The sequence below is a fragment of the Niveibacterium terrae genome, from assembly GCF_048213115.1.
GTDB classification, from domain to species: domain Bacteria; phylum Pseudomonadota; class Gammaproteobacteria; order Burkholderiales; family Rhodocyclaceae; genus Niveibacterium; species Niveibacterium terrae.
The window spans coordinates 2,065,579-2,084,855 of record NZ_CP172404.1 but is presented as its reverse complement, the minus strand read 5'-3'; the positions used below and the strand labels follow the sequence as shown (position 1 = coordinate 2,084,855).

The 19,277-nt window shown below is 63.9% G+C and carries 21 protein-coding genes and 1 tRNA gene; 8 read left to right on the top strand and 14 right to left on the bottom strand.

Features of this window, described 5'->3' with window-relative positions; genetic code table 11:
• Positions 1–20: 20 nt before the first annotated feature.
• The 4 genes from ACHFB9_RS09625 to ACHFB9_RS09610 all read left to right on the top strand — a co-directional run bounded on the left by ACHFB9_RS09625 (position 21) and on the right by ACHFB9_RS09610 (position 3,875).
• Entirely contained in the window at positions 21–1,211 is a 1,191-nt protein-coding gene (locus ACHFB9_RS09625; RefSeq protein WP_417066728.1) for a PilT/PilU family type 4a pilus ATPase, read from the top strand.
• Positions 1,208–2,362, top strand: a complete 1,155-nt coding sequence (dapE, locus tag ACHFB9_RS09620) for a succinyl-diaminopimelate desuccinylase (RefSeq protein ID WP_417066727.1) — start codon at positions 1,208–1,210, stop codon at positions 2,360–2,362. Before ACHFB9_RS09625 ends, dapE begins: the two co-directional genes overlap by 4 nt.
• Positions 2,363–2,371: 9 nt before the next feature.
• Positions 2,372–3,319 (top strand): 50S ribosomal protein L3 N(5)-glutamine methyltransferase, encoded by a 948-nt coding sequence (prmB, locus tag ACHFB9_RS09615; RefSeq protein WP_417066725.1) that lies wholly within the window; start codon positions 2,372–2,374, stop codon positions 3,317–3,319.
• 109 nt (positions 3,320–3,428) lie between these two features.
• The gene (locus ACHFB9_RS09610) at positions 3,429–3,875 is read left to right on the top strand and encodes a response regulator (RefSeq protein WP_417066723.1); all 447 of its coding nucleotides are present in this window, start codon (positions 3,429–3,431) and stop codon (positions 3,873–3,875) included.
• Between the two features lies 1 nt (position 3,876).
• On the opposite strand, the gene ACHFB9_RS09605 is transcribed toward ACHFB9_RS09610, so the two are convergent.
• From ACHFB9_RS09605 to ACHFB9_RS09550, 12 genes are all read right to left on the bottom strand, one after another.
• On the bottom strand, positions 3,877–4,362 hold the full coding sequence (locus tag ACHFB9_RS09605; protein WP_417066722.1) for a glutathione peroxidase: 486 nt from the start codon (positions 4,360–4,362) through the stop codon (positions 3,877–3,879).
• A 23-nt stretch (positions 4,363–4,385) separates the two neighbouring features.
• Complete coding sequence (iscX, locus tag ACHFB9_RS09600; protein ID WP_417066720.1) at positions 4,386–4,580, bottom strand: Fe-S cluster assembly protein IscX; 195 nt, start codon at positions 4,578–4,580, stop codon at positions 4,386–4,388.
• On the bottom strand, positions 4,577–4,918 hold the full coding sequence (gene fdx, locus ACHFB9_RS09595; protein ID WP_417066718.1) for an ISC system 2Fe-2S type ferredoxin: 342 nt from the start codon (positions 4,916–4,918) through the stop codon (positions 4,577–4,579). Before fdx ends, iscX begins: the two co-directional genes overlap by 4 nt.
• 1 nt (position 4,919) lies before the next feature.
• Positions 4,920–6,788, bottom strand: coding sequence for a Fe-S protein assembly chaperone HscA (gene hscA, locus ACHFB9_RS09590; RefSeq protein WP_417066716.1), 1,869 nt, complete (start codon positions 6,786–6,788; stop codon positions 4,920–4,922).
• Entirely contained in the window at positions 6,788–7,324 is a 537-nt protein-coding gene (gene hscB / locus ACHFB9_RS09585; protein ID WP_417066714.1) for a Fe-S protein assembly co-chaperone HscB, read from the bottom strand. The genes hscA and hscB overlap by 1 nt, the downstream gene beginning before the upstream one ends.
• 7 nt (positions 7,325–7,331) lie before the next feature.
• Positions 7,332–7,655, bottom strand: coding sequence for an iron-sulfur cluster assembly protein IscA (gene iscA, locus ACHFB9_RS09580; RefSeq protein WP_417066713.1), 324 nt, complete (start codon positions 7,653–7,655; stop codon positions 7,332–7,334).
• A gap of 9 nt (positions 7,656–7,664) precedes the next feature.
• Entirely contained in the window at positions 7,665–8,060 is a 396-nt protein-coding gene (gene iscU, locus ACHFB9_RS09575) for a Fe-S cluster assembly scaffold IscU (protein ID WP_417066712.1), read from the bottom strand.
• Between the two features lie 18 nt (positions 8,061–8,078).
• Positions 8,079–9,287, bottom strand: coding sequence for an IscS subfamily cysteine desulfurase (locus ACHFB9_RS09570; RefSeq protein WP_417071365.1), 1,209 nt, complete (start codon positions 9,285–9,287; stop codon positions 8,079–8,081).
• Between the two features lie 41 nt (positions 9,288–9,328).
• Positions 9,329–10,474, bottom strand: coding sequence for a cysteine desulfurase family protein (locus tag ACHFB9_RS09565; protein ID WP_417066711.1), 1,146 nt, complete (start codon positions 10,472–10,474; stop codon positions 9,329–9,331).
• Positions 10,475–10,482: 8 nt separating this feature from the next.
• Entirely contained in the window at positions 10,483–10,959 is a 477-nt protein-coding gene (gene iscR / locus ACHFB9_RS09560; RefSeq protein ID WP_417066710.1) for a Fe-S cluster assembly transcriptional regulator IscR, read from the bottom strand.
• 96 nt (positions 10,960–11,055) lie between these two features.
• Complete coding sequence (gene cysE / locus ACHFB9_RS09555) at positions 11,056–11,811, bottom strand: serine O-acetyltransferase (protein ID WP_417066709.1); 756 nt, start codon at positions 11,809–11,811, stop codon at positions 11,056–11,058.
• A 52-nt stretch (positions 11,812–11,863) separates the two neighbouring features.
• Positions 11,864–12,595 carry an RNA methyltransferase gene (locus ACHFB9_RS09550; RefSeq protein ID WP_417066708.1) on the bottom strand — a complete coding sequence of 244 codons (732 nt, stop codon included), beginning with the start codon at positions 12,593–12,595 and terminating at the stop codon, positions 11,864–11,866.
• 101 nt (positions 12,596–12,696) lie between these two features.
• Between ACHFB9_RS09550 and ACHFB9_RS09545 the strand changes: the two genes are divergently transcribed.
• Complete coding sequence (locus tag ACHFB9_RS09545; RefSeq protein ID WP_417066707.1) at positions 12,697–13,503, top strand: inositol monophosphatase family protein; 807 nt, start codon at positions 12,697–12,699, stop codon at positions 13,501–13,503.
• 76 nt (positions 13,504–13,579) lie between these two features.
• A tRNA-Leu gene (locus ACHFB9_RS09540) sits at positions 13,580–13,664 on the top strand.
• A 56-nt stretch (positions 13,665–13,720) separates the two neighbouring features.
• Here ACHFB9_RS09540 and adhP read toward each other — a convergent pair.
• Entirely contained in the window at positions 13,721–14,743 is a 1,023-nt protein-coding gene (gene adhP, locus ACHFB9_RS09535) for an alcohol dehydrogenase AdhP (RefSeq protein WP_417066706.1), read from the bottom strand.
• A 182-nt stretch (positions 14,744–14,925) separates the two neighbouring features.
• On the opposite strand from adhP, the gene ACHFB9_RS09530 reads away from it, so the two are divergent.
• The gene (locus tag ACHFB9_RS09530) at positions 14,926–16,215 is read left to right on the top strand and encodes an ABC transporter substrate-binding protein (protein WP_417066705.1); all 1,290 of its coding nucleotides are present in this window, start codon (positions 14,926–14,928) and stop codon (positions 16,213–16,215) included.
• 38 nt (positions 16,216–16,253) lie between these two features.
• Here the strand turns inward: ACHFB9_RS09530 and tehA are convergent, their stop codons facing one another.
• A complete protein-coding gene (tehA, locus tag ACHFB9_RS09525; RefSeq protein WP_417066704.1) occupies positions 16,254–17,213 on the bottom strand; it encodes a dicarboxylate transporter/tellurite-resistance protein TehA in 960 nt (319 codons plus the stop codon).
• A 350-nt stretch (positions 17,214–17,563) separates the two neighbouring features.
• Between tehA and ACHFB9_RS09520 the strand changes: the two genes are divergently transcribed.
• Positions 17,564–19,132 (top strand): type VI immunity family protein, encoded by a 1,569-nt coding sequence (locus tag ACHFB9_RS09520; RefSeq protein WP_417066703.1) that lies wholly within the window; start codon positions 17,564–17,566, stop codon positions 19,130–19,132.
• Positions 19,133–19,277 lie beyond the last annotated feature (145 nt).

Below are 19,277 nucleotides of genomic sequence, written 5' to 3'. Positions count from 1 at the left end.
CCCCCTGAAAGCGGCGGATCATGATCTTCGACAAGCTCTTCCAGCTGATGGCAGAGAAACAGGCCTCGGACATCTTTGTCTCGGCGGGCGCGCCCATCCATATCAAGATCCAGGGCGTCGTGATGCCCGTGAATCAGCAGATCATGGAACCTTCGGTGATCCAGCGCATGGCGCACGAGATCGCGACGCCGGAGCAGATCGAGATCTTCGAGCGCACGAAGGAGCTGAACCTGTCCTTTGGCCGCCGCGATCTGGGCAATTTCCGGATCAACATGTTCTGGCAGCGGGGGTCGATCGCGATCGTCGTCCGCTTCATCCAGGGCGAGATCCCCGCGCTGGGTTCGCTGGGCATGCCGCCCGTGCTCGGCGATCTGATCACTGACAAGCGAGGTCTGATCCTCGTGGTCGGCTCGACCGGTTCGGGAAAATCGACGACGATCGCGGCGATGCTCGATCATCGCAACAAGACTTCTTCGGGCCACATCCTGACCCTGGAAGACCCGATCGAGTACCTGTTCAGGCACAAGAAATCGGTTGTCAATCAGCGTGAGGTCGGCTTCGATACGCTCGACTGGAACATCGCGCTGAAGAACGCGATGCGCCAGGCCCCCGATTGCATCCTGATCGGCGAGATCCGCGACCGCGAGACGATGCAGGCGGCGATCTCCTATGCGCAGACCGGTCACCTGTGTGTCGCAACGCTGCATGCGAACAACGCCTACCATGCGCTTAACCGGGTTTCGAACTTCTTCCCGCTCGAGAACCGTCCGCTGCTCTATCTGGACCTCTCGGTGGCGCTGCGCTGCGTGATCTCGCAGCGTCTCGTCAAGCGACCCGACGGCCAGCGCACCCCTGCCGCCGAGATCCTGCTCAACACCCGGCATGTCTCGGATCTGATCGAGAAGGGCAATTTCGGCGAGATCAAGGAAGCGATGGAGCAATCGCTCGCGCCCGGCTCCCAGACCTTTGAACAGGATCTGTTCCGGCTCTTCAACGACGGCACGATCTCGCTCGAAGAGGCGCTCGCGAACGCCGATTCTCCGACCAACCTGTCCTGGCTGATCAACAACCAGCAGATCACGACTCCGTCTCCGGAGTCGGTCGCCGGTCAGGCTCCGGTTATCGATTTCGAAACACCTGAGCCCGATGGCGCCTCGTTCAAATCCTTCACGTTGAAGATGGGGGATGACGAGGAAGATATCCGCCCATGAGCGAAATCCGTACCGAATCCTCCTCGCCGACGCTCGCGCTGGCCCGCGCGCTGATCCAGCGCCCTTCGGTGACGCCCGACGATCAGGGCTGCCTCGATCTGCTGACGGCTCGCCTCGCACCGCTGGGTTTCAGGTTCGAGCGCATCGACGCTAACGGGGTCAGCAACCTGTGGGCCAGACGGGGAAATGCGGCACCGCTGTTCTGCTTCGCGGGCCACACCGATGTGGTCCCTGCGGGGCCGTTGGGCGATTGGCAAAGCCCGCCCTTCGCGGCCGCAGAGCGCGACGGCTATCTCGTCGGTCGCGGCGCGGCCGACATGAAGACTTCGCTGGCCGCTTTCGTCACCGCGATCGAGCGCTTCGTGGCCGATTCCCCGCAACACAAGGGCTCGATCGCGCTGCTTCTGACCTCCGACGAGGAAGGGATCGCGACGCACGGCACCCGGATGGTCGTCGAGACGCTCGCCGCGCGCGCCGAGACGCCCGACTACTGCATCGTCGGCGAGCCGACTTCGGCCACAGTGTTCGGCGACACGATCAAGAACGGCCGCCGCGGCTCGCTGAACGGTGTGCTGACCGTGCACGGCATCCAGGGCCATGTCGCCTATCCGCAGCTGGCGCGCAACCCCGTCCATCAGGCGGCGCCCGCGCTGGCGGAACTCGCTGCCCGCCGTTGGGATGATGGCGACGAGTTCTTCCCTCCGACCTCCTGGCAGATCTCGAACATCCAGGCCGGGACCGGCGCGAACAACGTGATCCCGGGCAAGCTCGAAGTCGTCTTCAATTTCCGTTTCTCGCCGGCGAGCCCGGCCGAGCAGCTCAAGGCGCAGGTCGAGGAAGTGCTCGACCGGCACGGGCTCGACTACGCGATCGCCTGGCAGCTCTCGGGCAATCCCTTCATCACGCCGCGCGGCGATCTGGTCGAGGCCCTGACCGGCGCGATCCGCGCGACGACCAGCGTCGAAGCCCAGCTGTCGACGACCGGCGGCACTTCGGATGGGCGCTTCATTGCGACGATCTGCCCGCAGGTCGTTGAATTCGGCCCGATCAATGCCAGCATCCACCAGGTCGATGAGCGAATCGCGATCGCCGACATCGAACCTCTCTCCGACATCTATCACGGCGTGCTCCAGCGACTGCTGGCCGTCTGAAAGCCCAACATGAGCCACGACCACGATCACGAAGACAGCGACTACGAGCTGGACGAACACGAGCACGATCCCAGCCACGAACTGGTCACGATACGCGACCTGCTCCGCTTCGCGGTTTCCCGCTTCAACCGGGAAGGCCTTTTCTTCGGCCACGGCAGCTCCGATGCCTACGATGAAGCGGTCTATCTGATCCTGCACACGCTGCACCTGCCTCTGGACAGGCTGGAGCCTTTCCTCGATGCGTGCATTCCGTCCGACGAACGCGAGGAAGTGCTCGCCGTCATCGACGAGCGCGTCGCGAAGAGGATCCCTGCGGCCTACCTGACCCATGAAGCCTGGCTTGGCGACTTTCCGTTCTACGTCGATGAGCGAGTCATCATCCCCCGCTCCTTCTTCGCTGAACTGCTTGAAAACGCGCTCTCTCCGTGGATTGCGGATGCCGACACGGTCACCGACGCGCTGGATCTGTGCACGGGCAGCGGCTGCCTCGCCGTGCTGATGGCCCACGCCTTCCCGAACGCGAAGATCGACGCGGTCGATCTGTCGCGCGATGCGCTCGAAGTCGCCGGTCGCAATGTCTTCGACTATGGGCTCGATGAGCGGGTCACGCTGATCCCGTCCGACGTCTTCTCGGCGCTCGCGGGCCGCAAGTACGATCTGATCCTGTCCAATCCGCCCTATGTGACCCAGGAAGCAATGGACGAGCTTCCCGACGAATACCGCCATGAACCCGAGCTCGCGCTCGCGGCCGGAGCGGATGGGCTGGACGTCGTTCGAAAAATAATTGCCGAAGCTGCAAATTACCTCAAGCCCGGCGGTCTGTTGGCCGTAGAAGTCGGGAACAACCGTGACCTGGTGGAAAAGGCCTGGCCTGATCTGCCGCTGGTCTGGTTGGCAACGCAGGGACACGATGAAGGCGTTTTCGTGATCCGGCGTGAAGAACTGCCCGGCGCCTGAGGCCATATGGCCAGCGCGGGGCAGATGAACCGCGCTGGCTGATGCTCCCGGGTCCGCAAGGATTCCATCGGTCCGCGCGTCTGCCTGACACGACTGGCCCCGGACAATGATGACTGCAGATCGCCCCATCCTGCTCGTCGAGGACAATCCCGACGATGAAGCCCTGACGCTCAGGGCCTTCACGAAGAACCGCATCGTGAATCCGGTCGTCGTTGCCCGCGACGGCGTCGAAGCGCTCGACTACCTGTTCGCAACCGGAAAATTCCACCAGCGGGATCGCTCCCGCTTGCCAGCCCTGGTGCTTCTGGATTTGAAGCTGCCGAGAATTGACGGCCTGGAAGTGCTGCGGCGGATCCGCGAACAGGAACAGACCCGGCTTCTCCCGGTCGTCGTGCTGACGACTTCGCGCGAACAGCAGGACATCCGCAGCGCCTACGCGCTCGGTGCGAATTCCTACATCCGCAAACCGGTCGATTTCGAGCGCTTCATCCACACGGTCGGCCAGCTCGGCATGTACTGGCTCGCGCTCAACGAGAGACTGGACTCTCTGATCTGATTCAGCCGGCCAGCAAGGCTTCGATCTCGCCGCTCAGCTTCTCGGGCACCGTCGTCGGAGCAAAGCGCTTGATCCGCGTGCCGCTGCGATCGACGAGGAACTTCGTGAAATTCCATTTGACCGCTTCCAGACCGAGCAGGCCCGGAGCTTCGTGCGTCAGGAAGCGGAAGAGCGGATCGGCGCCCTCTCCATTGACTTCGATCTTCGCGGACAGCGCGAAGCTGACGCCGTAGTTCTTCTCGCAGAACGCGGCGATCTCGCTCGCCTCTCCCGGTTCCTGCCCGCCGAACTGATTGCACGGGAAGCCGATCACGACAAGCCCCTGCGCTCCGTACTGCTGGTGGAGGCGCTCCAACCCCTGGTACTGAGGGGTGAAGCCGCAGGCGCTCGCGGTATTGACCAGAAGCAGCACCTTGCCCGCGTAGTCGGCCAGATTCAGGGGCTGACCATCAAGTCGTAAAAGCGAAAATTCGTGGATACGGGCCATGCTTGCCTCCCACTGATCAGGGCTCAGTCGCGCTCTTCGATCCAGGCGGCCTGGATCGCTTCGAGTATCCGCTCACCGCAGTGCTCGGGCTTGTCGTCAAAGCCCGGAAGCGCTAGCACCCACTTCATCAGATCGACGAAATTGATCTGCTCGGGATCGACGTCGGGATGAGCGTCCGCGAGCTCTTCGGCAATCCTCACCACCTCGGTCCATTTCATCGCTTGACCTCGCTGACCATGTTGATCGAGTACTTCGGTATTTCGACGGTGAGTTCCTTATCACCGACGATGGCCTGGCAGGACAGGCGGGATTGGGGCTCGAGGCCCCAGGCCTTGTCGAGCAGATCCTCTTCGAGCTCGTCGGCCGCCTCCAGGCTTGCGAAGCCTTCGCGGACGATCACATGACAGGTCGTGCAGGCGCAGGACTTCTCGCAAGCGTGCTCGATCTCGACGCCGCCCGCGAGCAGGCTGTCGCAGATCGACTCTCCGGGTTCGGCTTCGATCACGGCCCCGTCGGGGCACAGGCTGGCGTTCGGCAGTACGATGATTCGCGTCATGTCACACCTTGATGTCTTCGAGCGTTCGTCCGGACAGCGCCGCGCGGATTGTCTTGTCCATCCGGCGCGCGGCGAAGGTTTCGGTGATCTTGTTCACGTCCGCGACCGCCGAGCGGATCGCGTCGAGTTCGCTCCCCTCCCCCGCTTCAGCGAGGCGGGCGAGCGCTGTTTCGATCGCGGCGAGCTCTTGCCTGGAAAGTAAAGCCCTGTCCTCGGCCAGAGCCTGATTGACCGATTCGATCATCCGCGAGGCTTCGACCTGCTCTTCGCGCAGCGCGCGCAGCTTCATGTCCTCGTCGGCATGCTCAAAACCGGCGCGCAACATGCCGGCGATCTCGTCGTCGGAGAGCCCATAAGAGGGTTTGACGACGATGGCGGCTTCGACTCCGGTGGAGAGCTCGCGCGCCGAGACGGACAGAAGGCCGTCGGCATCGACCTGGAAGCTGACGCGGATGCGCGCCGCGCCGGCCGCCATCGGCGGGATCCCGCGCAGCTCGAAACGGGCTAGCGAGCGGCAGTCGCGGACGAGCTCGCGCTCGCCCTGGACGACGTGGATCGCCATCGCGGTCTGTCCGTCCTTGAAGGTCGTGAAATCCTGGGCTTTCGCGATCGGGATCGTCGAATTGCGCGGGATCACCTTCTCGACCAGCTCGCCCATCATCTCCAGCCCCAGCGAGAGCGGAATCACGTCGAGCAGCAGCCAGTCCTCGTTGGCCGAACGGTTTCCGACCAGGACATTGGCCTGGATCGCGGCGCCGATCGCGACGACCTTCTCCGGATCGATGTCGGTCAGCGGCGTGCGGCCGAACTGGCGCTCGACCGCGGCGCGGATCTGCGGCATCCGCGTTGCGCCGCCGACCAGAACCACTCCTTTGACTTCGTCGACAGCGAGGCCCGCATCGCGCAGCGCCTTGCGGACCGGCTGCAGCGTCTTCGCGACGAGATCGGCGCTCAGCGCTTCGAAGCGCGAGCGGGCGACCGGGCAGTCGATCAGCCGTCCATTCGAGAGTTCGACTCTGGCCTGCTCCTGATCGCAGCGCGACAGGCTCTCCTTGACGCGTCGCGCTTCGAGGAGCACCGCGCGGGCGTCTTCCGGCCCCAGCTCGGCGAGATCCCCCTGTTCGCGCAGCCAGTTCGCCAGAGCCTGGTCGAAGTCGTCGCCGCCGAGCGCGGCATCACCGCTCGTCGCAAGCACTTCGAACACGCCCCGCGAGAGCTTCAGGATCGAGAAATCGAAAGTTCCGCCGCCCAGGTCATAGACCGCGTAAATACCTTCGGCCTCGTTGTCCAGACCGTAGGCGATCGCTGCCGCGGTCGGCTCGTTGAGCAGGCGCAGCACGTTCAGCCCGGCGAGTTTCGCCGCATCCTTCGTGGCCTGGCGCTGGGCGTCGTCGAAATAGGCGGGCACCGTGATCACCGCGCCGACGAGATCCGTACCGAGGTTCGCCTCGGCACGCTCGCGCAGCACGCGCAGGATCTCGGCCGAGACTTCAACCGGGCTTTTCGCTCCGTCGACGGTCTGGATCCTGACCATGCCTTCGCCGTCGACGAAGTCGTAGTGCTGGCTCGCGGTTTCGGCGAGATCCTTGAGCCCGCGGCCCATAAAGCGCTTGACTGAAACGATCGTGTTGCGCGGATCGCTCGCCTGGTGGCGGGCGGCCTCCGAGCCTACCTGGACCGAGCCGTCGGCCAGATAGCGGACGATGGAGGGCAGAAGGATGCCGCAGGCATCCCCCCTCAGACATTCAGGCAGGCTGTGCCTGACCGTGGCGACCAGCGAGTGCGTGGTCCCCAGATCGATGCCGACCGCGTGACGGTGTTCGTGCGGTGCGGCGGATTCGCCCGGTTCGGCGATCTGCAGTAAGGCCATCAGGAATCCAGAGTTTCAAGAGCGCGACGGATTTCCTCGCGCAGGCGTTCCAGGAACATCAGTTGTCTGAGGTGGAGGGCGACCGCGGCCATATCCCCCGCCTCGTCGTGAGCGACGGCCAGAGCGTCTTCGAGCGCTCGGGCCTGAGCGCGGATCTCGCCGAGCAGCGCGTCGAGCGCTTCGAGATCCCCTGCCTCGCGGGCCTCTTCTTCGGCCTCGCGCAGCTCCATCTGCCTGACCAGGAACTCGGCCGGCATCGCGGTATTGGTTTCGATCTCGGGGTCGTGCCCGGCGAGTTCCAGCAGGTAGCGAGCGCGTGCAACCGGCGCCTTGAGCGTGCGGTAAGCCTCGTTCGCATGCGAAGCCCACTGCATCGACACCCGCCGCTCGTTATCCGACAGATGGGCGAAGCGGTCGGGGTGGACCTTGGCCTGGACATCCAGGTAGGCCGACTCGAGCGCCGCGGTGTCGATGACGAAACGGCGCGGCAGCTTGAACAGGCTGAAGAAGTCGCCAAACGGAGAAGATGCGCTCATGTCCGGTTCAGACCGTGAAGCTCTCGCCGCAGCCGCACTGATCCCTGGCGTTGGGGTTGTTGAACTTGAAGCCTTCGTTGAGCCCTTCGCGGACGAAATCGAGTTCGGTCCCGTCCAGATAGGCAAGGCTCTTCGGGTCGATGACGACCTTGACGCCAAAGCTCTCGAAGACGCTGTCTTCCTCTTCGAGCGAATCGACGTATTCGAGCTTGTAGGCCATGCCCGAGCAGCCCGAAGTCTTGACTCCGAGGCGGATGCCCAGGCCCTTGCCGCGCCGGCTCAGATAGTTCGAGACGTGCTTTGCTGCACGCTCGGTCATCGTCACTGCCATGTTCTCACCTCAATCCTTCTTGTCGGCCTGCTTCTTGCGGTAGTCCTCGACCGCCGCCTTGATCGCGTCTTCGGCGAGGATGGAGCAGTGGATTTTAACCGGCGGCAGCGCCAGTTCCTCGGCGATCTGCGTGTTCTTGACGTCCAGAGCCTGGTCGAGGGTCTTGCCCTTGACCCATTCGGTGACCAGCGAACTCGACGCGATCGCCGAGCCGCAGCCATAGGTCTTGAACTTCGCGTCCTCGATGACTCCGGTTTCCGGGTTCACCTTGATCTGCAGCTTCATCACGTCGCCGCAGGCCGGCGCACCGACCATGCCCGTCCCGACTTCGCTGTCGTCCTTCTTGAAGGAGCCGACGTTGCGGGGGTGTTCGTAGTGGTCCAGGACCTTTTCGCTGTATGCCATTTTGATTCTCCCCGTATTTCAGTGTGCGGCCCACTGGACCGTGTTCAGATCGACGCCGTCCTGGACCATCTCCCAGAGCGGCGAGAGTTCGCGCAGCTTGCCGATCTTGTCCTGCAGCAGCGCGATCGTGTAGTCGATCTCTTCCTCGGTCGTGAAGCGGCCGATCGTGAAGCGGATCGAACTGTGCGCGAGCTCGTCGCTGCGACCCAGCGCGCGCAGCACATAGGACGGTTCGAGCGATGCCGAGGTGCAGGCGGAGCCGGACGAGACCGCGATGTCCTTGACCGCCATGATCAGCGACTCGCCTTCGACATAGGCAAAGCTGATGTTCAGATTATGGGCGACGCGATGTTCGATATCGCCATTGACGAAGGTCGCCTCGATTTTGGTGAGGCCGGCGAGCAGCCGGTCGCGCAGCGCCTTGACCCGCGCATTCTCTTCCGTCATCTCCAGCTTCGCGAGCCGGAAGGCTTCGCCCATGCCGACGATCTGGTGCGTCGCCAGCGTGCCCGAGCGCAGCCCGCGCTCGTGACCACCGCCGTGCATCTGGGCTTCGAGCCGCACGCGCGGCTTGCGCCGCACATAGAGCGCACCGATGCCCTTCGGGCCATAGGTCTTGTGTGCCGAGAAGGACATCAGATCGACCTTGAGCTTTTCGAGGTCGATCTCGACCTTTCCGGTCGCCTGAGCCGCATCGACGTGGAAGATGATTCCGCGCTCGCGACAGATCTCGCCGATCTCGGCGATCGGCTGGATCACACCGATCTCGTTATTGACGAACATCACCGACACGAGCGTCGTGTCCGGGCGCAGCGTGGCCTTGAAAACATCCAGATCGATCAGACCGTTCTCCTGGACTTCCAGATAGCTCACTTCGAAGCCTTCGCGTTCGAGTTCGCGCATCGTGTCGAGGACGGCCTTGTGTTCGGTCTTGACCGTGATCAGGTGGCGACCCTTGCCCTGGTAGAAGTGCGCGGCGCCCTTGATCGCGAGGTTGTCCGATTCGGTCGCGCCCGAAGTCCAGACAATTTCCCGCGGATCGGCATTGACGAGGGCGGCAACGTTCGCCCTCGCCTCTTCGACGGCCTTCTCGGCTTCCCAGCCAAAGGCGTGAGAGCGGCTGGCCGGATTGCCGAAGTGCTCGCACAGGTAGGGAATCATCTTCTCGGCCACGCGCGGGTCGACCGGCGTCGTCGCTGAATAGTCGAGGTAGATCGGAAACTTCAACATCGCATCGCTCCTGGGCTCGCGCCCATCAAGATTCCGGGTCAGGCCGCTTGAGCGACCAATCCTTTGAGTTCGCCGAGACTGCGCGCCAATGCCTGCAGAAAGCGTGCCACCTCGTCGAAAGTATTGTCAGTGCCCAGGCTCACGCGCACCGCGCAGTGCGCGAGCCCGGTCTCCACGCCCATCGCGAGCAGCGTCGCCGAAGCTTCGGGCGCCGCACTCGCGCAGGCCGATCCGCTGGCGACCGCAAAACCCTCACGGTCGAGCCGCGAGACCAGCGCTTCGCCAGCGACACCTTTGACGGCGAAGAAGACCGTGTTGGGCAGCCGGGGCGCGCCTTCGCCGAACACGACCGCGCCGCGGGCGCGCAGCTCTTGTTCAAGGCGATCGCGCAGGTTTGCGACTTGCGCAAAGCGGCCCCTGTCGCGCACTGCGCGCGCGCAGGCCATGCCGAAGCCGGCGATCGCCGCGAGGTTCTCGGTGCCCGAGCGCAGCCCCCTCTCCTGCCCGCCGCCGGCGAGCAGCGGTGCGAGCTCGACGCGCTTGTCGACGATCAATGCCCCCGCTCCGAGAGGTCCGCCTATCTTGTGCGAGGAAAGGCTCATCGCGCCGACTCCGCTCGCCCGAAAATCGACCTCAATCCGGCCCAGCGCCTGAACCGCGTCGGTGTGAAACAGCGCCCCGGCTGAACGCGCCTGCGCAGCCAGGGCCGGAATGTCCTGGAGCACGCCGGTCTCGTTGTTCGCGCTCATCACCGAGACGAGACGGGGCGACTCGCTCAGCGCCCGCGCATAATCATCGGGATCGACCCGGCCCTCGCGGTCGACCGCCACAGTGCGCAACTTCCAGCCGGCGCGCGCGAGCTGGCGCGCGGGCTCGCTGACGCTGGGATGCTCGATGCCCGAGATCGCCAGTACAGACGGAGTCTGCGTGGCCGCAAAGCCCTTCAGGATCAGGTTGTTCGCTTCCGTCGCGCCGCTCGTGAACACGATCTCGGTCGGATGGGCGTTCACGGCCTCGGCGACCTGTTGCCGGGCCAGATCGATCGCGGCGCGTGCGCGTCGCCCGAAACTGTGGGCGCTCGCCGCGTTGCCGAAGTCCTCGCCCAGCCAGCGAAGCATCGCTTCCCTCGCTTCAGGCGCGAGCGGCGTTGTCGCGTTGTGATCGAGATAGACCGGGGCGGACACGATTTTCCTCAGGCCGGCAGGCTGGGCAGCGAGATCCGCTGCACACTGACTTCCTTGCGCGAAGCCTGCGCGGCGATCCGGGCGCGCTGCTGCAGCACCAGGCTCTCCAGCGTGACCGACTGCAGAAACTCGTACATGTGCCGGCTCAGGTTGGCCCACAGGTCGTGCGTCATGCAGCGGTGCTCTTCCTGACAGTTCTGTTTGCCTTCGCACTGGGTCGCGTCGAGCGGTTCATCGACCGCGGCAACGACGTCGGCAACGGTCAGCTCGCTCGCTCGCCTGGCCAGGCGGTAGCCACCTCCGGGTCCGCGGACGCTGACGACCAGACCGTAGCGGCGCAGCTTGCCGAAGAGCTGTTCGAGGTAGGACAGCGAGATCTGCTGCCGCTCGCTGATTCCGGACAGCGTGACCGGGCCATCGCCCTCGCGCAGCGCGAGGTCGATCATCGCCGTTACCGCAAACCGTCCTTTTGTCGTAAGCCTCATCGCAGCCTCGCGGAGTGAGTGAAACGGGTCGAATACCCGAGAAGTTTTGTCAAGAATACGATTCCCGACAAAAACAGTCAAGTTATCGACGCGTCGTCAATCCACCATTCGCGACAAAATGTCGGCATCGAAACCGTCGGCCGACTCGACTTCCTTGCAGCAGTCGAGGCCCGCCGCCTTCATCTTCGTGACCAGCGCCTCCAGCCGCCGGTCGGTCTCGACCGCGTGGTCGAGCAGACCGTGCAGCGCCTTGGCGAGCGGATCGGCGAGATCCTGGGTCACCCCGTAGGCCGAGAAGCCCATCGCCTGCGCCTTCGCTTCCCTCACCTGCTGCTGACCCGGCTCGATGACCCGGGCCGGGTTGCCGACCGCGGTCGCGCCGGCCGGAACCGGTTTGACGACGACCGCATTCGAGCCGATCCGCGCCCCCGCGCCGACCGTGAAACCGCCCAGCACCTTCGCGCCCGCGCCGACGACGACTCCGGCCTCCAGCGTCGGGTGGCGCTTGGTGCCCCGGTACAGCGAAGTGCCGCCCAGCGTCACCCCCTGATAGATCGTGCAGTCGTCCCCGACGACCGCGGTCTCGCCGATCACGACGCCGAAGCCGTGATCGATGAAGACGCGTCGCCCCAGGCTCGCGCCGGGGTGGATCTCGATGCCGGTCAGAATCCGCGCGATGTGCGACAGGAAGCGCGCCGCCCAGAAAAGCCTCACTCCCCACAGCCGGTGGGCGGCGCGATGGAAGATCTGGGCGTGGATTCCCGGGTAACAGGTGATGACTTCCCAGCGGGAGCGGGCGGCGGGATCGCGTTCAAGAACGCTGGCTATGTCTTCGCGCAGGCGGGCAAACATGGAGGTTTCCAGGACGGGATGCTGCGAATGCTAGAAATCCCGACAAAATAGGTCAACTTTTTTCTTGAAGACTCGCCAGGGCTCCGCGCAGGATCGCGACCTCTTCGCGCTCCAGCGCGGCGCGTCCGAAGAGCCGGCGCAGCCGGGGAATCAGCCGCCCCGGGTGCTCGGGATTCAGAAAGCCCGAGCCGGTCAGCGCTTGTTCAAAGTGCGTGATCAGCCGCTCGACATCGTCGTGGGTCGCCAGCTCGCCGAACTGCTGCGGCAGAGCCGGAAGCCTGCCTTCGAGCGCCTGGCGACGCAGCTCCCAGGCGATGACCTGAACCGCGGAGCCGAGGTTCAGCGACGCGTACTCGGCGTTGGCCGGGATCGTGACCGTGCGCTGACACTGGGCGACTTCCTCGTTGGTCAGCCCGAAGGTTTCATTGCCGAAGACGACCGCGACTTCAGAGTCTTCGGCCAGCTGGAGCAGCTCGCTTGCCGCCTCGGGAAGCCAGCGCGGCGGCGCGCACAGCTCGCGGTGGCGGGAGGTCAGCGCGAGCGCCTGGACGGTTCCGGCGAGCGCCTCGGCGAGGCTGTCGCAGACGACCGCGTTCTCGAGCACATCGGTCGCGCCGGAAGCGCGCGTCATCGCCTCCGGGTGCGGAAAATCGCGCGGCGAAACAAGGTAGAGCCGGGAGAGGCCCATCGTCTTCATCGCGCGGGCGGCCGCGCCTATATTGCCTGGGTGGCTGGGCCGGGAGAGCACGACGCGGATCTGACTCAGCGCTTTGGGTTCGGTCATGGTAAGCTACGCGGTTACGATTCAGGCGGTGACAGCTCAACACGGCTGCCGCCACGCTCTTTACGATCAGGCGCCCAGGCGGGCGTCACAGGAAGAAGAACATGCATCCGACGCTCAACATCGCCATCAAGGCAGCGCGCCGTGCGGGCAGCATCATCAACCGCGCCTCTCTCGACATCGATCTGGTCAAGGTTCAGACCAAGCAGCCTGGCGACTTCGTCACCGAAATCGACAAGCTGGTCGAAGCCGAGATCATCGAAATCATTCACGAAGCCTACCCGGAACACGCGATTCTAGCAGAGGAGTCGGGCGCCTCCGGCGAATCCGAGCACCTGTGGGTGATCGACCCGATCGACGGGACGACCAACTTCATCCACGGCTTCCCGCAGTACGCGGTGTCGATTGCCTACTTTCAGAACGGCGTCGCCCAGCACGCGGTCGTCTATGACCCGAGCCGCAACGAACTGTTCACGGCCAGTCGCGGTCGCGGCGCCTTCCTGAACGATCGTCGCATCCGCGTCAGCAAGCGCATCCGCCTCGCTGACTCGCTGGTCGGCACCGGCTTCCCTTACCGCGTCTTCCAGCACGCCGACACCTATATGGCGATGTTCCGCGAACTGACCGAGAAGACTGCCGGTCTGCGCCGCCCGGGCGCCGCGTCGCTCGACCTCGCCTATGTCGCTTGCGGCCGCTATGACGCGTTCTTCGAGTTCGGCCTGTCGCCCTGGGACTTCGCTGCCGGCGTGCTGATGGTTCAGGAAGCGGGCGGTCTCGTCAGCGATTTCCAGGGTGAATCCGGCTACGAACAGTCGGGTGACATCGTTGCCGGCAACCCGAAGGTCTTCTCTCAGCTGATCCAGGTTCTCGGCAAGCACCTCCAGCCCGCCGCCGACGAATCCGCCGAGTAAGTCTGCGCCTCTGGCGCGGGCCCGCCTGACTCAGGCATACTCCGCGCCTCACCGGAGGGCTCAGCCCTCCCCCCCTGCCGGGGTGGTGGAATTGGTAGACACGCTGGTCTTAGAAGCCAGTGCCTAACAGCGTACGGGTTCGAGTCCCGTCCCCGGCACCAGATGTTCGCTGATCTGACAAGCCCGCAAAGCCGATCGAGCTCTGCGGGCTTTTTGTTCAGAAGCTCAGCACGACGCGGCCGTCTATCTTCCCCTCTTTCATCTTCGCGAAGATCTCGTTGATGTTGTCGAGCCTGTCCATGTGGATGTGCGACGCCACCTTGCCTTCGCCTGCGAAGGCGAGCGCTTCCCGAAGGTCCATCCGCGTGCCGACGATCGAGCCACGCACGGTCTTCGCGTTCAGCACGACATCGAAGATAGGCAGAGCGAAGTCGCCCGGAGGCAGACCGACCAGGGTCATCGTGCCGCGCTTGCGCAACATGCCCAGAGCCTGGGAGAAGGCGGCCCGCGACACGGCCGTCACCAGCACGCCGTGGGCGCCGCCGACCAGCTTGTGGATCTCGGTCACCGGATCCTGCTTCAGCGCATTGAACGCAAGATCGGCCCCGAGGCTCAGCGCCAGCGCGCTCTTGTCGTCGGCGACATCGACCGCGATCACATGAAAGCCCATCGCTTTCGCGTACTGCACCGCCATGTGCCCCAGGCCGCCTATGCCCGAGATCGCGACCCAGTTGCCCGGTTTCGCGTCGAGCATCTTCAGCGCTTTGTAGACGGTCACTCCGGCGCACAGGATCGGTGCGGCCGGCGCGAACTCCAGCGAATCGGGCAGATGACCGACGAAATCGGGATCGGCCAATACATACTCGGCGAATCCTCCATTGACCGTGTAGCCGGTCATCTGTTGGCCGTCGCAGAGCGTCTCCCAGCCGCTCAGGCAGTGTTCGCAGTGACCGCAGCTCGTGTGCAGCCAGGGCACGCCGACCCTGTCTCCTTCCCGGATATGGGAAACGCCGGCGCCGACCGCCGCGACATGACCGACGCCCTCGTGCCCCGGGATGAAGGGCAGAGTCGGCTTGACCGGCCAGTCGCCGTCGGCCGCGTGCAGGTCGGTATGGCAGACTCCCGAGGCTTCGATCTTGACCAGGATCTGACCGCGAGGGACTTCCGGAACCGGATAGTCCTCTATCGTCAGAGGCTTGCCGAACTCCCGCACGACGGCGGCTTTCATCATTCTGGCCATGCTTCCTCCTTCGACTGCGCTGGCGGGCAATCCGCCCATTGCCTTTTTATAGCAGCCAGAGCAGCCGGCCGGACCGGTATTCCTATGTCCATCGCGCTTGCGAGCCATCGCCTTTTGTGGCTTGATTGGAAAACGTTTTCAGGTTTGTAGACAGAGAACGAAAACAACAGGGGAGACACTCGGTGAGCAGCACTAGGAAATGGACCCAGGCCCTGGCATTGGGGCTCGGGCTGTGGGCGGCATCGGTTCAGGCCGAGCCGGCTTCGGTCAAGGTGGCGGTGATGGTGAGCCTTTCAGGCGCCTCGGCGTCGCAAGGTATTTCGATCCGCGATGCGATCCGTCTGGCGGTCGCCGAGCAGAACTGGAAAGGCGGCTTCAACGGTCGAAAGATCGAGCTCGTCGAACGCGACGACGAGGACAAACCGGAACGGGCCGAAGCGCTGGCGCGCGAGCTGATCCGCAAGGAAAAGGTCGAGTTCGCGCTGGGCTTCAATTCAAGCGCGGTCGCGCTGAGGGTGCTGCAGCAGTTCCAGGACGCGAAGATTCCGGTGCTGATCGGCTCAGCCAGTGACACGGCGCTGACCCGACTCTTCGAAGCCCCGCTACACCGCGAGAACTACATCTTTCGCAACGCCGCGAGCGATCAGGTTCAGGCCCAGCTGATCGTCCGTGAGCTGCTCGAACGCCACCGTTTCAGCCGCGTCGCGATCCTCGCCGAAGCGAGCTCCTACGGCAAGAGCGGCGGAGAGACGATCAAACGCCAGCTCGCGCTGAGGCTCTGCGCCCCGCCCTTCAACGGTGAGGCTGACGCGCAGAATGGCTGGGTCAAGGGAGGGGGAGGCAAGCTGATGCACGCACCGCTTCAGGCTGAGTTCGCGCCGGGCCAGACCGACATGAGCGGCCTGATCGCGCAGGCCAAGCGGGCGGGGGTCGATGCGCTGGTCGTCTGGGCCCAGGCGCCGGAAGCCGCAGCGATCGCCAAAGCGCGCGCACGCGCGAACTGGTCCGTACCGCTGATCGGTGCCGAGACGCTGGGAACCAGTGCCTTCATCAAGGCGGCTGGCGCGGCAGGACAAGGCGTGCATCTGCCGGCAAGCTTCGTCGCCGAACCGATCAACTCGCGCCGCCAGGAATTCCTGATCGCCTTCCGCCGCCAGAGCGGCAATGAAGAGATCCAGGCTCCGGTCGCGGCGGCCCAGGCCTACGATTCGGTGTTGCTGCTTTCGGCGGCGGTGCGCCAGGCCGGCAGCACCCAGGGCTCGGCCGTGCGCGCCGCGCTCGAAAACCTGAAGGGCAGCGTGTTCGGCGTCGTCAGCACCTATGAGCGCCCTTTCCGCGCCAACGACCATGAAGCGATCGCGGTCGAGATGCTCGCGACCGGCGAGGTCAACGGCAAGCGCGTCTCCCACGCCTATAAGGAAGAGATCCAGGCGATCATCCTGGGGCGCAAACCGAAGGCGACGGGAGGCTGAGGTCCCGCCTCACCCATCGCGGGGCCGGCGGACACAAATCAGTCTGCCGCGCCCCGCGACAGGTGCAGCAGCCTGGCAAGGGGCAGCCAACTCGTGCGCAAAGCCAGATAGCCGATGAACAGATTGGCCCCGATGAAGACCGGGATAGCCAGCGCGCCCGCGGCCGGCACGCCGGCCAGTGCGAGCTTCAAACCGCTGACCGTCGCCGCTGCAACTCCGAAGGTGTAGGACCAATAGGACGGCGCGAAAGGCTGCTCGCCGAGCCAACGCCAGAGCCGCAGCGCGAGCAGCAGCTGGAACAGCCCATAGCCCCACAGCATCAGCAGCCAGGGATCCGCGGCGCCGGGCATCAGGATCAGGCAAGCCATGGCACAGACCACCGGCGGTGCGAACTGGATCCCGAGCAAAGGGCGTTGGCGCGAAGGCAGACCCTGAGGATGCCAGAGTCGCTGATAGATCAGCGGCTCGATCGCCAGCCAAGAGAACACACCCGCACCGATGAAGAGCCAGCCCCAGTCCGCGTGACCGAGCGCACCGAGCGCCGCGGCGCTGGTGAAGTTACCGGCCACAGTCGGCAGATAAAGCGTCGGCACGGTGTCTTCGGGCGCCCTGCCCCCCTGCCAGAGTTTGCCGACGTGCCACAGCGAGAAGCCCATATGCCAGGCGATGCCGAGCGCTGTCAGCGCCTGGGCGGCCGGCCGCGAATAAGGCAGCGCGGCCAGCACGATCAACAGCGTCGACACACCCAGCAGCGCCGGAGTGCCGCCCTGCACCGGGTGCAGGAATTCCTCGCGGATCCGCGCGCGGTGGCGCAGCGCCTGCAACGCATAGTTCATCAGCAGGCAAGCCCAGACCAGGGCCGCGATGCCCAGCACGGATTCGCCGACCACCGTCGGCAGGCCCCACAGCCGGCTCGCCAGCCGCCACGCCTGCCCCAGGCCCGCGAGGCCCAGCACGATCCCGAAGAAGGACGCAGGAACAATCGATTTTTCAGCCACCACGCCCTCATCAGCTACCCGGGAAGGCCGAGGCGGGCACTGCGACCCGGTTTCGGCGGATCCGCACTATACGCGAGCCCAATGCGGGAGGAGCGAGAAACAAGCATCTTCGCTGGCGAGGCTCTGCCCCCCCCCCCGAGGGCCGCTAATGCCGGCGGCGCTTGTTGCCAGAACCATGCGAGCAATACCCGGATCTGCTATCTTCCGCCTTTGATGAAATGACAGTATCCTGTCCTGACTTGCCTGTCGATCATGCAGGAAACTTGCCTCATCCCTTCCGCTCACCGATCGGCATCCCGGTTGTAATTGGTCTATGAGTCCGCACAAGTGATTGTGCCAATGGAGTCCCAATGTTTCCGACAGTGACAGAACCTGGGCAACTCCTGCCTCTGCTCGAAGATGTTTTTCAAGTTCCGCTCCCCCGCTGGAACCTGGTCGATAGCTCGGTGTGGGGCGACTATATCGCCTACGGAATCGACTTCGATCTCCCCGATGGCCGGCACACCCGGCAATGGGTCGAGTGTGCCGCCGCGCGCACCGGAATCGGGTCATGGGAGAATATCGACCACTCCCGTTATTGGTTTTACACCAACGAAGCCGCCAATTTCAGTGTGATGCTCATCACCGGCAGCAAAACGGCATGTTTCGGTTTCGCCTCGGTTATCAGCCTGCACAAGAAGTACATGCAACAGATCGAGCTTGCCACAGAAGAAAGCAAGCGGAATGCGCAACAACAGGCCGAGGATACCGAGACCACGGTCTTCCGGCGTGAGTGTTCGGCAGCATTGCGTTGTCGTTTGCTGAACAATCGCCCCGAAGAAGTCCTGACTCCCGCTCAATACATCGACCGCTACGGATCCGAGCTCCTGCTCACCAGCTCCGAAAATGGTCAGCCGATCGCCAATCCGGTACTGTTTGCCACGGTATTTTTCGAAAGAGGCGCCCGGGCTGAGTCGCGCCAGGCCTTGCTGGAGTGCTTTGACCGATTCGAGGAGCTGTTCGGGACGCGGCTAAAGGGGGGGCATCTATCGGGGGGGAGCTACTGTGCAAAGACTGCCCGCGGCATCAATGCAATGCGCAGACAAATTCTGGAGGCCTCTTCGGTATGTTTCACCCGATCCGATGTAAGCAATCAATTTGCAGCACCCGGATTCAGCCTGCAAGCATTGGTTCCTCCAAAATTTCCCGATCTCGACGACGACGGCATGCTCTCGTGCCTGGAATTTACCCTGCCCTGGAGCATGGCGGCCGGCCCTGAGCTAGCGGTCTATCAGCAGTATCTCAGTTTCATCTGCCAACATCTGTCGGTGCGCGGCGGTTATGGCGGATTGAAACAAGGCTTGTCGTACCGGGGGAGCGCAGGACACGAATCCTACCGTACCGCGCTGAGCTTCACTGGCCTCGAGATCGAGCCCTTCGCAACTCTGGAAACCCAGAACTTCCGCATCCTTTCCCAGGAGGGTGACCGGGAACGCGGCCCGGTATTCCCCTATCTCAAACGAAACGCCAGGGTGCTCTGTCAAGGTTTTATCAAGAGCGTGAACTGGTATACGCTTCTTGGCGACGTATTCGTTGAGCGATTAGGTGACGAAGAGTCTCTGCGCAAACAGCTCAAGCGGCAAGATATTGGCATTGATCGTCAAGGACAATGTCTCCTGATTCGCGCTGGAGATTTTCCGCGCCTCGGGGCGCCCGAGGAGGGATTGATCGAGCCCTATGCCTTCGTCAATAGAGCGCTGCGCCCCTTGCGCAACCCGGAGAACGACGCCTTTCATCGGTATCTTGTCCCCGCCGGCGGCGAGGATTGCGATGAAACGGTTCGTGCCAATGCCGAAGACGCCAAACTCTGGCTTGCCCGTTTCGACTCGCCCGAGGATGGGCCCGTGCAGTATTGGAAGCCAGACATTGAGAGTCTGTGATCTTTGTAAGGCGGGACGGTTTTCTGCTGTCCCGCCATTTCGATCGACACCCGCTCCCACACATATTCTTGCGGGAAGCCGAAAAATGGGTTTTTGTTTCGATATTTTTAACGAAGGGGAGCTTCGGTTCCCGACATCTTGCACC

Excerpts from the sequence above, each read along its gene's own strand:
- adhP (WP_417066706.1), bottom strand. The coding sequence starts at position 14,743 with ATGGCCAGAATGATGAAAGCCGCCGTCGTGCGGGAGTTCGGCAAGCCT.
- ACHFB9_RS09545 (WP_417066707.1), top strand. The coding sequence starts at position 12,697 with ATGCATCCGACGCTCAACATCGCCATCAAGGCAGCGCGCCGTGCGGGC.
- ACHFB9_RS09610 (WP_417066723.1), top strand. The coding sequence starts at position 3,429 with ATGACTGCAGATCGCCCCATCCTGCTCGTCGAGGACAATCCCGACGAT.
- fdx (WP_417066718.1), bottom strand. The coding sequence starts at position 4,918 with ATGACGCGAATCATCGTACTGCCGAACGCCAGCCTGTGCCCCGACGGG.
- prmB (WP_417066725.1), top strand. The coding sequence starts at position 2,372 with ATGAGCCACGACCACGATCACGAAGACAGCGACTACGAGCTGGACGAA.
- iscR (WP_417066710.1), bottom strand. The coding sequence starts at position 10,959 with ATGAGGCTTACGACAAAAGGACGGTTTGCGGTAACGGCGATGATCGAC.
- dapE (WP_417066727.1), top strand. The coding sequence starts at position 1,208 with ATGAGCGAAATCCGTACCGAATCCTCCTCGCCGACGCTCGCGCTGGCC.
- iscA (WP_417066713.1), bottom strand. The coding sequence starts at position 7,655 with ATGGCAGTGACGATGACCGAGCGTGCAGCAAAGCACGTCTCGAACTAT.
- cysE (WP_417066709.1), bottom strand. The coding sequence starts at position 11,811 with ATGTTTGCCCGCCTGCGCGAAGACATAGCCAGCGTTCTTGAACGCGAT.
- ACHFB9_RS09520 (WP_417066703.1), top strand. The coding sequence starts at position 17,564 with ATGTTTCCGACAGTGACAGAACCTGGGCAACTCCTGCCTCTGCTCGAA.
- ACHFB9_RS09605 (WP_417066722.1), bottom strand. The coding sequence starts at position 4,362 with ATGGCCCGTATCCACGAATTTTCGCTTTTACGACTTGATGGTCAGCCC.
- hscA (WP_417066716.1), bottom strand. The coding sequence starts at position 6,788 with ATGGCCTTACTGCAGATCGCCGAACCGGGCGAATCCGCCGCACCGCAC.
- iscU (WP_417066712.1), bottom strand. The coding sequence starts at position 8,060 with ATGGCATACAGCGAAAAGGTCCTGGACCACTACGAACACCCCCGCAAC.
- hscB (WP_417066714.1), bottom strand. The coding sequence starts at position 7,324 with ATGAGCGCATCTTCTCCGTTTGGCGACTTCTTCAGCCTGTTCAAGCTG.
- iscX (WP_417066720.1), bottom strand. The coding sequence starts at position 4,580 with ATGAAATGGACCGAGGTGGTGAGGATTGCCGAAGAGCTCGCGGACGCT.
- ACHFB9_RS09625 (WP_417066728.1), top strand. The coding sequence starts at position 21 with ATGATCTTCGACAAGCTCTTCCAGCTGATGGCAGAGAAACAGGCCTCG.
- ACHFB9_RS09550 (WP_417066708.1), bottom strand. The coding sequence starts at position 12,595 with ATGACCGAACCCAAAGCGCTGAGTCAGATCCGCGTCGTGCTCTCCCGG.